The sequence below is a fragment of the Actinobaculum sp. 313 genome (genome assembly GCF_003073475.1).
Classification (GTDB): Bacteria; Actinomycetota; Actinomycetes; order Actinomycetales; family Actinomycetaceae; genus Asp313.
Genome location: NZ_CP029033.1, coordinates 1714725 through 1727528 on the forward strand (window position 1 = coordinate 1714725; position 12804 = coordinate 1727528).

The window sequence follows — 12804 nt, forward strand, 5'->3', positions numbered from 1 at the left end:
AGAGAGTACATGACTTCCCAACTGAATCGTCCCGGGTTTGATGGAGGTAGTGATTACACGGAAGGATTACTGTCATGAGTGCATCAAGGAAGTATCCGGAGGAGTTGCGGGAGCGGGCTACCAGGATGGCTGTGGAGGCCCGTCGGGACCCGGAGAGGTCTAAGGGGGCGATCCGCAGGATCGCTGATGAGCTGGGCGTCCATCCGGAGGCGCTGCGTACCTGGGTGAAGAAGGCCGAGGTCGACATGGGCGCCAGGCCGGGAACCACCAGCGAGGATGCTGAGCGGATTCGGGAGCTGGAGAAGGAAGTACGTGAGTTGCGGCGGGCGAACGCGATCTTGAGGAGCGCGTCGGCTTTTTTCGCGGCGGAGCTCGACCGCCCGTCCCGCTGATCTGCAAGTACATCGACTCCCGCAAGGAGGAGTTCGGGGTCGAGCCGATCTGCCAGGTCCTGACACGGTCAGGCATGAAGATCGCCCCGAGCACCTACTACGCAGCCAAGTCCCGTCCCCCATCGGCAAGGAGCAGGCGCGACCAGGCTCTAAAGGCCGAAATCAACAGAGTGCATAAGAAGAACTACTGCGTTCTGGGGGCCAGGAAGATGCATGCGATGCTGAACCGGCCTGAGGTCTGTGAGCGGCATGGGTTGGGGCATGTGGCTCGCTGCACCGTGGAGAGGTTGATGCGGGCCATGGGCCTACAGGGTATCCGCCGCGCCACAGCACCACGCACTACGCGCAGCGCGCTCAAGAAGCGGTGTCCCGCCGACCTGGTGAATCGGCACTTTAGCGCGTTCAGGCCGAACGAGTTGTGGGTGGCGGACATCACCTACGTACGAACCCTGTCCGACTGGGTCTATGTGGCCTTCGCCCGCTGACGTCTACTCGCGTCGGATCATCGGCTGGCAGACCTCCACGAGCCCGTACACTGACCTGGCCCTGGACGCTCTGAAGATGGGGATCTGGCAGCGCAGGCGCGAGGGCGCGGACCTGAAGGGGCTGATTCATCACACGCGGCCGGGGTGTGCAGTACCGGGCAATCCGTTACGGGCAGGCCCTGTCCGAGGCCGATGCTGTGGCCTCTGTGGGGTCGAAGGGCGACTCCTACGATAACACGTTGGCCGAGGCCCTGAATTCCCTGTACAAGGCTGAACTTATCCGTAACCACCACTACCTCGACTCCCACGGCCCCTGGCAGGGTATTGATGATGTCGAGTTCGCTACCGCCCAGTGGGTGCACTGGTACAACACAACCCGTCCTCACTGCGCCATCGACACGCACACTCCGATCAAGCACGAGCAGGCCTACACCCCACCACCACAAGAAGACACCAACACCATCAACCAACCCCAGCCGGCAACCGCCGGCGCCAGATAAAACAGCCTCCACAAAACCCGGGGCTTGACACTTACATCGAGCGATGGACGGACAAACAGAAACCAACGTCGAGAACACAGTCATGCGCTACGTCCCCCTCTTCGTCACACTTAACCACGCCACCACCTGAAGCATTACCGCCCCTGACCTCAGTAAGCTCAACAGCAGACTTTCCACCCTCAATGCGGCTGCCTATGCCGAGTGGGCCAACACCCAGCCCGAGCAATTAGCCGACGTCCAAGCATCCGACGCTTCCTTCATTTGAGACGGGAAGATAGTGGACTACGACAACATGGACGAACAACGGATCAACGATTACCACGCCTGGTTCAATAACGCACCGTTTCCGGGCGACGCTAATGACTCGACTCGCTCACTGTATTCGGAGGTACAGCAACGCGCTTATATCGAGAACAGGAGGATCGCTGCTCAGCTAGGCGTCTCCAACGAGGACGCAGGCACGCGGTGGGTCCTGCTTGCGCTCCTTGCAGGGCTAGCCCTCGGCGGAGTAATTCTGCTGACCGTCCGCGTTACAAGATCCCTCTCGTCCACCGAGGATGCGGAAGAGGAGCCGGACAACGCAACAAGTCCGGTGATGCAACCCGCCACCGATGATGCGAAAGAGGAAACCAAGCCGTACTCTTCCCGCAGTGCTCGGTATCGAGCAGTCCGTCACTGACAGGATGCGGTTTCTTACGTGTCACTGTCCTCCTGCTGACGCACATGGAACCACCCGCACGCGGCTTTCCTGCACTCGCCACGCATTCCCACACTCGCCACGCCTATGAACTCCCTCCTTGTCTCGCGATCCTCATGGCGCTCGTGGCGAAATGCGGCAGAAATCAAGGTGGAAAGTGTGTGATTGCTGGGCAGGGCAACATAGAATTCCTTCGGCACCTGTTTATGACCGAGAGGACGCACAATGGACGCGACTGTTCCAGCCCGCCCCCACTACGCCCCCGGAGTTCCCGCTGAGATAGAACCCGTCACACAAACGCTCGATCAGCAGCTCCCTCACGCCGCTGCTGACTTCCCAAATCGTGTGGCTATCGATTTCCTCGGGCGCACTATTACCTATCGCGAGTTGGACCACCAGGTCCGCAAAGCAACCTCTGCCCTCTATCGCTGCGGTGTTCGCAATGGTGACGTCGTCGCCCTCATCATGCCGAACTGCCCGCAGCATGTCGTCGCCTTCTACGCTGCACTTGCGCTCGGCGCCACCGTCGCTGAACATAATCCGCTTGCCCCGGCCAATGAACTCCACGAACAACTTGATCGGCACGGCGCCGTGGTCGTCATCGCATGGGAGCAGACACTGGAAAAGCTCGTATCCGACGGCGACTTCCACGGGCGCACGTACCTTGCTGTTGATCTGTCGCGCGAACTCCCTCATGTTTCACGTATGCTACTGCGCCTTCCCGTCTCTTCCGCCAGGGAGCAGCGTGCCAAACTGCGAGGAACAGTTCCCCACGGCGTACTTTCATTTGACCGCATCGTCAAAAAGGCACCTTCATTGCCCAAAGGCATGGAGATGCAGCCGCCTGAACTTGATGACATCGCCGTGCTTCTACACACTGGTGGCACAACCGGCGTGCCGAAGGCCGTGCAACTGACGCACCGCAATGTCGTCTCCAATATGGTACAGACGATCGAATGGGTCCATACGATGGGTTATGGAACGGAAGTCTTCGCCGCTGTTCTGCCCTTCTTCCACGCCTTCGGTCTGAGCACATGCCTGGGTATCTGCATCCGCCAGGCGGGCACCCTTGTGCTACTGCCCAATTTCAACGTGTCATCCCTGCTTGCCGGCCAAAAGCGACATCCGATCACGCTGTTCCCCGGTGTTGCTCCCATGTTTCAGCGTGTCCTGGACGAGGCCGACCGGCAACGCGAATCGGGTGAGAGTGTCGATCTCAGCTCGATCCGTTTCGCATTCTCGGGAGCGATGGCATTGGATCCCGCACTCGCGGCGCGCTGGGAAGAGGGCACCGGGGGTTACATCATTGAGGGCTACGGAATGACGGAAGCCTCGCCTATTATCGCTGGCTCGCCTGTGACCCCGGAGAGGCGGCCCTCGACTCTCGGACTTCCTTTCCCTTCCACCGAAATCCGCGTCGCGGATCCAGAAGATCCCAGTCAGGACGCCGATGACATCGGCGAAGTGCTTGTGCGAGGCCCGCAGGTATTCGCGGGTTACCTTGGGATGCCGGAAGAGACCGACGCGGTCCTGTGGAACGGCTGGCTACGTACCGGCGATCTAGCACGTTGGGATGATGGTTTCCTCGTCATGGCGGACCGCCGCAAGGAACTCATCATTAACGGCGGCTTCAACATTTACCCGTCCCAGGTAGAGGACGCCATCCGCAATATGCCCGGGGTTCGCGATGTCGCAGTTGTCGGCATGCCCGAGGACGCACATGGAGAGTCCGTTGTAGCAGCGCTTGTGCTCGAACCCGGCGCCATGGTTGATCTCGACTCGGTGCGACGGTGGACACAGGACAAACTATCGCACTATGCGATACCAAAATCGATAGCCGTCGTTGATGAACTGCCTCGCTCGCAGATTGGTAAGGTGATGCGGCGAGCTGTTCGGGAAGAGCTGAACAATTTCGAGTTGAAGTCCGGGCAGTGGATCCGCAAGGCCGGCGCCCTGGGCGAGAACGCCTCTGATCGTTTCGAGACGTGGCTTGGCTCGTTGCAAGAGCAATTCAGTGCAACGAAGGAACAGGTCCAGGAGTGGCTCTCAAGTACATCTGAGCATTCAACGGAACAGGTGCGCGAGTGGTTCGCGGAAAAGGGCGTCACTCCTGAAGAACTCCGTGCTCGTCTGCAGAAGGAAGGCTTGAGCAGGGAGGGGTTCTCCGCTTGGCTCTCGCGCTCCGGCGCAGCGGTGTCCGGGGCGTTGAAGTCATCAAGCGAAGCAATCCAGGAGAAACTCGCCGGACCGCCGACACAACGCGATATGGCTCAGAAAGATCCCCTCGCCGACGACGGCGTAGGTCAAGCGGAGCCCACACCAAGCGACGCAGGTGGCAACGCTCGGCACGCCACGAACGTGGCCGTAGCAGATGCTGACGCGGCGAACGCTCAGGCGGCGCAAGACGCCGGGGAAGGAAACCCAGCTGGCGACGATCCGCACCTCATGTGACGTGGTGAAGAATGCGCGGTGGAGGTGCACATTGCGCCGTTTATCGCGTGCATCTTCGCCCTCTCATCGCGCTTACCGCGCGAGAGCTCTCGGCTTTCCTTTACGCGTCGGCGCTACGATCTTCGTTCTCTGCCCGGAGCTCCGCAATTGCAGACGCAAAGTCGTCCAGACTGTCGAAGTTCGAGTACACGGAAGCAAAGCGCAGATAGGCCACCGTGTCCAGCTTACGCAACGGCTCGAGGATCGCCAGGCCGATTTCGTGCGCTTCGATCTGTGAACTGCCAGAACTGCGCACTTTCTCCTCCACTTGCTGCGCGAGTAGGGCGAGGTCGTCCTCGCCCACCGGTCTACCCTGGCAGGCTTTGCCAACACCAGCAATGATCTTGTCGCGTGAAAAAGGCTCCGTCGCACCTGAGCGTTTCACAACGGTTAGGCTCGCGCTCTCCACGGTGGTAAAGCGGCGTTTGCAGTTGGGACATTCGCGACGACGTCGAATCGATTGACCGTCGTCGCTGGTACGGGAATCAATCACCCGTGAATCCGTGTGGCGGCAGAATGGACAGTGCATTCCATTACCGTAGATCGTGTAGACGGCTTGCCGCAAACACTCCACTTCAACCTCCACGTCTCAGCGCTCGGTATGAGTGGGGCGCACAGCGTCACCCAGATGGAGCGTCGAGCACTTCAGTGCCAGCACTCGATGTACCTGTCAATACTCGACGTTCGTCCAGTGCTGCGACTGGGAAGCCGGAAACTACTGTCATCGAGGAGGCGCAAAGTATCTGCGCGACGTATCTGAACGCTGCATGCTAGCGGCGCTCGTTGGCGCAATCCTCTTTGATACCTTCGCATTGCAGTCTGGTTACCGATTGCCACGAGTTCATTTCATCGCGCCACCGCCTTCATCGCGCCACTGATACCGAAACCCCGCTAACGCGACACCAGCCCCGATGTTGCGCCTAGTATCGCGGCAATTCCAATACCTGCCCCACCGCGATAGCATCGCTTGTCAGCCCGTTCTGTGCCTTGATATCTGCTACCGCAGTTGCCGTGTCTGGAGCGTCAGGGAGCGTGGCGGCGATGGACCAGAGCGTGTCACCAGACTGCACAACCACGCTATCACCCGGCGCAGGAACGAAAAGAGAACCAATTCCCAGCCCAAGCACAACAAGCGCTGCCGCGGCTAGAGCACCAAATGCTAGCCGCAGAGCAAGAATCATATGAGCCACATTGACGCTATGGGCATGCCTTACCCGTGAATTCGCACCAACCGCTGTGACAGGTGCGGCACGGCCGCGCCCCTCGGAGGCCCGCACAGATGACGGCCTCATAGCCGCGGTCCAAGCTTCCTCCATTTGCGCGACGCGCACCGTCGGCCGACGTCGTGCCAGCGTCGGGTACTCAGAACGCCAATCCGCGTCCAGCCTACTCGGTATCGCCTGCTGTGCCTCGTTGCGGTCGCTCTCAAGCGGACTGGCTGCAGTAGGCACCGCTCGGAGCGGCCTGCGCTTTCTTCCCGTAAGGTTCACCGATGCACTGGTCTTTGCCTGCGCGGCCTCGATAGCGCTCACAGCAACTGCACTCATAACAATCTTCCCTTCGTGTCGCCGCTCCCGCTTGAAGCGTTAGTAGCTATCGTTCATCGAACATGTGTTCGTCGAACGCTTGTTTGAACTATACAGCGCACAGTGGAGAATGTCCAGAACACCTGTTCGACATGCCGTACGAACATTTGTTTGAGTATTAGACAGTGACCAATTACGCTGATGTTCATAGTCAATCAGGAGCCTCCGACACGAAATGAGGCCCAATTGGGAGGTAACCGTGGCAACGGCGTCCAAGCTAACCGAGCGCCAGGCGGCGGTGCTCAAGTGCGTACGCGTCGGCATCCTCAAATACCACTATCCCCCAACCGTGCGCGAGATCTGTGAGTCGGTGGGTCTCAACTCCACGTCGTCAGTCAAGTACCAGCTAGACTCCCTTGTTCGGCTCGGATACATTCGCCGCGACTCCCACAGTCCGCGCGCCATCGTTTTGACGGAGAAGGGGATGGAATATGGGCGTCGCAAGTCCCGCGATAATTCGGACTCCGCACCGTCCGTGGCGCAGGCTCAGCAGGCCTCGCAGGTGACGTTCCAGAACGGTGACGAGATTGTCACCGTTGAGCCGCCCGTTCAGGTACCGGTCGTTGGTCGTATCGCCGCCGGTAACCCAATTCTCGCGGATCAGATGATTGAGGACGTCTTCACACTGCCCCGCCGCCTCACGGGTGAGGGAGAGCTGTTCACCCTCAAGGTTAAAGGTGACTCCATGATCGAGGCGGCGATATGCGACGGCGACTGGGTGGTGGTTCGGCGTCAGCCGGTGGCTGAGAACGGAGAAATCGTCGCGGCCTTACTGGATGATGAAGCGACGGTGAAAGTGCTTGACCGGAGAAATGGACACGTCACGCTGCTACCGTGCAACACGGCCTTCGCTCCTATCCCGGCCGACGACGCTGAGATCCTCGGACGCGTCGTCACTGTGATCCGGGCACTCTGATACCGCTGAAGTACCCGGTACCACCGAACATCCGGTACCGCTCATCGAGTACAGCCGGGCGTCAGCCGCATACGGTCGCCAAAGCGCCGCGCTTGGCCGGTGTCGCGTGCATCGCCACCGAACAGTTGCGGTCCAGCGCGGGCAGGGAGCCCGCAAGAACCGCTACTCGCGACGGCAAAGGGGCGGCAGCAACATGACTGTTGCCGCCGCCCCTTCGAATGCTCACTCCCGGTCTCCAGGCCGAGGGAACTAGAAGCCGAACTTCGCCGCAACCTCACGAATGGACCGTGCAGATTTACGCAATCCTTCGTACTCGCGAGGCGTGACAACCGGAATCAACCGCTGTCCAACACCGGAGCGCCCAACGATACACGGCACGGACATGCAAACATCGGAGATACCCAGCCAGTCCTCCAAGTACGAACTCACCGGCAACACGCGATGCTCATCACGCATAATCGTGGCAAGGATCGAAGCAACCGACAGCCCGATGGCGTAATTCGTGGCCCCCTTGCCCTCGATGATCTCGTAAGCGGAGCGCACGACGTCCTGATGAATCCGATCACGCACGCTTTCATCCAGAGTCTGCCCATCAGCCGTTGTACCCCACTGAAGTAGTGGCACCGCCCCAACGGTGGCGGATGACCACAGCGGAATCTCGGAATCACCGTGCTCACCGGCGATATAGGCATGCACATTCTGCGGAGCGACACCGCATGCACGCGCGATGAGATAGCGCAAACGCGATGAATCAAGAACTGTGCCGGAGCCGAAGAAGCGCTCCGCCGGCAGCCCCGACAGCTTCCACCCGGCGTAGGTGACCACATCGACGGGGTTGGCCACCATAAGGAAAATCGCGTTAGGAGCCTGCTCCACCACCTGCGGGACCACCGACTTCATAATGTCGATCGTGGCCCCAGCGAGCTCCAGGCGAGACTGGCCCGGCTTCTGCTTGGCACCCGAAGTGATAACCACGACATCGGCGTCACGCACAATTTCCACATCACTGGAACCCTCAACGGTCGCCACAGGTGCGAACTGCACACCCTGTGCAATATCAAGAGCCTCGGCGCGGGCCTTTTCGCCGGCAATGTCGTACATGACGTAATGGCGTGCGACGCCCTGGATCACCGAGGCATACGTAATCGCGGAGCCTACCGCCCCGCGCCGATAACTGCGATCTTTGAGGCGTCGGGGCTGGGGAAAGCAGTTGTGGTGTTGCCCGCAGCCAGGTCCTCCTCCGACTCCGGAATCAGCGCAGGTTCTGCAGCATGGTTCTCCGACACGGTTCCTCCTCTTTTGTTTCGACTCATCTATTTTCGATGCGTCACCATCATATGAAAACGTTCCGCCCGCGCGATAGGACCTATTCCGGGTCGGCTAGGCGTGTCAGCGCAGCGCGGACGGTATCGCTATCACTCGTGGGCCACAGGCGCGGCAGGGAAGCCGCGAGAAATTGCCCATAGCGAGCTGTTCTCAACCGAGAATCAAGAATAGCAACAACACCGCGATCATCCACTGTGCGCAGCAGGCGACCGACGCCCTGCGCCAATAGCAATGCGGCCTGCGCTGCCGCCACCTGCATGAAGCCGTTGCCGCCGGAGGCGTTCACCGCCTGCGTACGGGCCTGCATTAGCGGGTCATTGGGGCGCGGGAAGGGAATCCGATCAATGATAACAAGGCGGCATGTCCGCCCTGGCACGTCGACGCCCTGCCACAGAGAAAGCGTGCCGAACAGGCTGGCCGCGTCGTCGTCGGCGAACCGACTGATCAGCGTCGGAAGTTGGTCCTCGCCTTGCACAAGAACCGGCGTTTCAAGCTTCTCCCGCGCGTAGTCGGCTGCAGCCTCCGCCGCGCGCCGCGATGTGAACAGACAAAGCGCACCACCCGCCGAGGCGCGCACAAGATCTACCAGTTCATCGAGTTGCTCATCCCCGTACCCCTCACGGCCGGGAGCCGGCAGGTGCGAGGCGACGTAGAGAATTCCCTGCCGTGCATGATCGAATGGGGAACCAACATCGATTCCCTCCCACGGGCCTTGACTCGGGTACAGAAAACCGGTCTGGCGTGCGATGTGAGTGAAACTGCCACCGATCTCCAAGGTGGCGGAGGTCAGAATAACCGGCTTGTCCTCGAACAGGATGTCTGCCAATGACGCGGAAACATCCAGCGGCGCAACGTGCAGATATGAGCGGTCCTCACCATCACGTGAAACCCAGGGAACGAAGGAGCCTGCCTGCACCCCATCGGACAGGAGCAGTTCGATCACATCCACCACGGACTGCACACGATTACGAGCAACCTTCTTCGCCGCGGCATCCGCCTCTTCCTTGCCGGGTAGAGCGGCCACATCGTCCAATGCCTGCTGTAAGCATCCGAGTAGGGCGAGCAATGAGTCGGTCAGCTCGGCGGGCATTTCCACCAGCCGATCTTCCGGAAGTGCATCGAGAACACTCCCCAGCGCCTCACCCGCCCGTTCGAGATCCAGAACCATTATCTGCTCCCGGCGCAGCAACCGAGCGGTGGCCGCAATCTCCACGCGAGACAGCGACGCGGCCAGCTGTTCCGTCACACGGTTCACCAACTCATGCGCCTCATCGACGACGAAGGCGTCAGCACCGCCAGGCAGCACTGGAGTACCGGCGCTCTCAACACCGAGCATGGAGTGATTGGTCACCACAATATCGGCCTCGGCAGCGGCGTCTCGGGCAAGAACGGGGAAACACGATTCCCGCAAAGGGCACGACGTACCCAGGCACTCCGGTTTGGCCAATGACACCTGCCGCCAGGCTCGTTCCGACACGCCGGGAACCAAGTCATCGCGGTCGCCCGTATCCGTGGACATTGCCCATTCACGTAGTCTTACCACTTCCTCGCCGGTAGCGCTCGCCCCGAACTCTGCGGCAGCGCGTGAAAGAAGCGCGTCCTCCTCGGGATAGCCACCGGTGACCTTGCGCAGGCAAACATAGTTGTTCCACCCCTTCAACAGTGCGACCGTCGGTTCGCGGCCGGTCACTTCACGCACTGCTCGCGCTACCCTAGGCGCGTCCTGGGTGACAATCTGCCGTTGCAAGGTCAGCGTTGCGGTCGAGATAACGGCCCGCATACCCGTACGGGCCACCCACTCCATCACTGGCACCAGATACCCGATTGACTTGCCCGTACCGGTGCCAGCCTGCACCAGAAGGTGTTCACTGCCTTCAAGAGCCTGCCGCACCCGATGGGACATTGTCACTTGGCCCTCGCGCCGCGCACCGGCCATGGCGGAGATCACCACTTCGAGGATCTCGTCAACAGCTTCGCGATCCGTGGGCGCCGTCTCGTCTTCGACAGCCGCACTTTTCACAGCGCTGCTCCGGAGCCGAGAAGTCTTTCTTCCTCGAGTGAGCCCGCTCCACGCAAGGCGCCTGCCAGGTCCTCCGGCACGCGCGCACGGACCCGGGTTCCATCGTTGCGATATTCCACTGGCGCAAGTATCTCGCCCTCCTCGTGGATGCGTGAAACAAGATCGCCACGGCTATAGGGCACAACAGCGGTGACTTCGACATTGGGGCACGGTAGGGCTTCGTCGAGCTTCTCCAACAGCTCGTCGATTCCCTCGCCGGTCAGGCAGGACACCGTCACCGCTTCGGGGAATCGGCCGCGCAGCGCGGTCAGATCCACCGGATCGGCAAGATCGCTTTTTGACAACACAATGAGTTCGCGTGCGTTTGCGGCGCCGGGCACATCGGCCAGCACCTGGTGAACTGCTTGCATTTGCCCTACCGGATCGGCATGCGAAGAATCGATGACGTGGAGCAACACGTTTGCCGTCCCCGCCTCTTCCAGGGTGGAGCGGAAGGCCTCCACTAGCTGCGTGGGGAGATGACGAACAAATCCCACCGTATCCGTGATGGTGAAAGCGCGCCCGGAAGGCGTCGTGGCTTGTCGCACGGTCGGATCCAAGGTGGCGAAGAGCGCGTTTTCAACCAGCACGCCTGCTCCGGTGAGTCTATTCAGAAGCGAGGATTTCCCCGCGTTGGTATATCCCACGACGACGACGGACGGAATGCCTGTGCGTCTTCTCTCCGCACGGCGTTGGCCGCGCCCCGGCGCCATTCGTTTAATTTCGCGGCGGAGCTTCGCCATACGGGTACGGATACGCCGTCGATCAAGCTCGATCTGCGTCTCACCCGGTCCGCGCGAACCGATACCCGCGCCGGCGGCTACTCGACCACCGGCCTGGCGCGACATAGATTCACCCCACCCGCGTAAGCGTGGTAAGAGGTACTCCAGTTGCGCAAGCTCGACCTGCGCCTTTCCCTCTTTCGACTTCGCATGCCGGGCGAAAATATCCAAGATCAATGCGGTACGGTCGATAACCTTAACGGCAACGATATCTTCTAAAGCGCGCCGTTGCGATGGAGCGAGCTCTGAGTCGACAATCACCGTGTCGGCTTCCCGCACTGCCACCAGATCCGCCAATTCACGCGCTTTGCCCTGGCCGAGGTAGGTTGCCGGATCGGGCAGGCTGCGACGCTGGATCAAACCATCGAGCACCTCGGAACCGGCCGTCTCCGCGAGCGCTGCCAGCTCACGAAGAGACTCTTCTGCCTGCCGCAGTTCGCCTGACTGCCACAACCCGACGAGCACCACCCGTTCCAGACGAACTTGCCGGTACTCGATATCGACGCCTTCTTCACGCTCGACACCAACCTCAAGCGCGCCAACGCGCCGCAGCGAGGAGCGTTCCTCCCTGGCGAACTCGTCACCGCTATGGGCGTTGTATGCCGGATCGGCCTGCAGTACGGTCCCCCGGCGCGAGTGGATATCAAGGCTGTTCGGCGACGGCAACTCCTGCGATACCGTCCGCACATCAGGTGTCACCAGATTGAAAAGGCTGCCCGTATGTGAACCTCGCTTTGTCACAGGTTGTGTGTAGTCCTCGCTCATGTGCTCCTCACGTTTTCCTCTATGATCCCACGGAGGGCAGCACACGGTGAAGTGACATGCACTGCTCCGGTAAACATAGGGTGATCGGCCCGTCACTGATACACGCAAGGGCTGCCGAGCCAGCAACCGCCCCGGGCCGGGAGCCAAAGCCGCCACTGGCGTCGGCAGGCGCTACTCTTAAGGGGTGACTACCCCGCATTATTTCTCGGAGCACCAGTCGGACGACTCTCCCCGCGTGGAGCGCACTGTCCGCCTACGCGGCAAAGACTATTCGGTCCTCACGGCGAACGGCGTCTTCGCGCACGACAAAGTGGATCGCGGAACGGCGGTCTTCCTGGCGAAAGTACCGAACCCAGATATTCCAGATGGTTCAGTAGCTCTTGACCTGGGCTGCGGGTGGGGACCGATGACTCTCGCACTGTGCGACGCGGCTCCGAATGCTCAGGTGTGGGCAGTCGACGTTAACGAGCGTGCACGGAAACTCACCGAAGAGAACTTACAGCGCGCCGGGATGCACGGCACTGTTCTTGACCCGCAGGCAGCCTTGGAGCGGCTGGCTGACAGGCGGATCGCCCTGCTGTGGTCCAATCCGCCGGTGCGGATTGGCAAGCAGGAATTGCACAAGCTGCTCACCACCTGGCTCTCATTACTTGCCGACGATGGTGTTGCCTACCTCGTTGTGCAGCGCAACCTCGGTGCGGATTCCCTCCAGAAATGGCTGCATGAACAGGGATTTACCTGCAAGAGACTCGGATCCGCCAAGGGATATCGGGTCTTCGAGGTCAGACCGCAACTCTAGGGCCGAA

The 12804-nt window shown here is 60.6% G+C and carries 8 protein-coding genes, 2 pseudogenes and 1 other annotated feature; of the genes and pseudogenes, 5 read left to right on the forward strand and 5 right to left on the reverse strand.

What is annotated here, in order from left to right; all coding sequences use genetic code 11:
* Positions 1–74 precede the first annotated feature (74 nt).
* From DDD63_RS07440 to DDD63_RS07455, 3 genes and pseudogenes are all read left to right on the forward strand, one after another.
* Positions 75–1377: pseudogene (locus DDD63_RS07440) on the forward strand (IS3 family transposase).
* Positions 353–481 (forward strand) — a sequence feature (AL1L pseudoknot). Its footprint overlaps the pseudogene before it by 129 nt.
* A 292-nt stretch (positions 1378–1669) precedes the next feature.
* Complete coding sequence (locus DDD63_RS07445; RefSeq protein ID WP_125482462.1) at positions 1670–2056, forward strand: hypothetical protein; 387 nt, start codon at positions 1670–1672, stop codon at positions 2054–2056.
* A gap of 243 nt (positions 2057–2299) precedes the next feature.
* Positions 2300–4525 carry an AMP-binding protein gene (locus DDD63_RS07455; RefSeq protein WP_108715841.1) on the forward strand — a complete coding sequence of 742 codons (2226 nt, stop codon included), beginning with the start codon at positions 2300–2302 and terminating at the stop codon, positions 4523–4525.
* A 100-nt stretch (positions 4526–4625) separates the two neighbouring features.
* Here the strand turns inward: DDD63_RS07455 and nrdR are convergent, their stop codons facing one another.
* Both nrdR and DDD63_RS07465 read right to left on the reverse strand, forming a co-directional pair.
* Positions 4626–5093 (reverse strand): transcriptional regulator NrdR, encoded by a 468-nt coding sequence (gene nrdR / locus DDD63_RS07460; protein ID WP_108716688.1) that lies wholly within the window; start codon positions 5091–5093, stop codon positions 4626–4628.
* 391 nt (positions 5094–5484) lie between these two features.
* On the reverse strand, positions 5485–6111 hold the full coding sequence (locus tag DDD63_RS07465) for a LysM peptidoglycan-binding domain-containing protein (protein WP_108715842.1): 627 nt from the start codon (positions 6109–6111) through the stop codon (positions 5485–5487).
* Between the two features lie 238 nt (positions 6112–6349).
* Between DDD63_RS07465 and lexA the strand changes: the two genes are divergently transcribed.
* Entirely contained in the window at positions 6350–7066 is a 717-nt protein-coding gene (gene lexA, locus DDD63_RS07470; protein ID WP_240611213.1) for a transcriptional repressor LexA, read from the forward strand.
* A gap of 249 nt (positions 7067–7315) precedes the next feature.
* On the opposite strand, the pseudogene DDD63_RS07475 reads toward lexA, so the two are convergent.
* From DDD63_RS07475 to hflX, 3 genes and pseudogenes are all read right to left on the reverse strand, one after another.
* Positions 7316–8298: pseudogene (locus tag DDD63_RS07475) on the reverse strand (L-lactate dehydrogenase).
* 134 nt (positions 8299–8432) lie between these two features.
* The gene (locus tag DDD63_RS07480; RefSeq protein WP_346426202.1) at positions 8433–10412 is read right to left on the reverse strand and encodes an ATP-dependent DNA helicase; all 1980 of its coding nucleotides are present in this window, start codon (positions 10410–10412) and stop codon (positions 8433–8435) included.
* Positions 10409–11998, reverse strand: coding sequence for a GTPase HflX (gene hflX, locus DDD63_RS07485; RefSeq protein ID WP_108715844.1), 1590 nt, complete (start codon positions 11996–11998; stop codon positions 10409–10411). Before hflX ends, DDD63_RS07480 begins: the two co-directional genes overlap by 4 nt.
* A gap of 184 nt (positions 11999–12182) precedes the next feature.
* Here hflX and DDD63_RS07490 point away from each other — a divergent pair, with 184 nt between their 5' ends.
* Positions 12183–12797 carry a methyltransferase gene (locus DDD63_RS07490; protein ID WP_108715845.1) on the forward strand — a complete coding sequence of 205 codons (615 nt, stop codon included), beginning with the start codon at positions 12183–12185 and terminating at the stop codon, positions 12795–12797.
* Positions 12798–12804 lie beyond the last annotated feature (7 nt).

Bases quoted from the DNA above. Each gene is read 5' to 3' on its own strand.
- nrdR (WP_108716688.1), bottom strand. From the start codon at position 5,093: ATGCACTGTCCATTCTGCCGCCACACGGATTCACGGGTGATTGATTCC.
- DDD63_RS07445 (WP_125482462.1), top strand. From the start codon at position 1,670: ATGGACGAACAACGGATCAACGATTACCACGCCTGGTTCAATAACGCA.
- DDD63_RS07465 (WP_108715842.1), bottom strand. From the start codon at position 6,111: ATGAGTGCAGTTGCTGTGAGCGCTATCGAGGCCGCGCAGGCAAAGACC.
- hflX (WP_108715844.1), bottom strand. From the start codon at position 11,998: ATGAGCGAGGACTACACACAACCTGTGACAAAGCGAGGTTCACATACG.
- DDD63_RS07455 (WP_108715841.1), top strand. From the start codon at position 2,300: ATGGACGCGACTGTTCCAGCCCGCCCCCACTACGCCCCCGGAGTTCCC.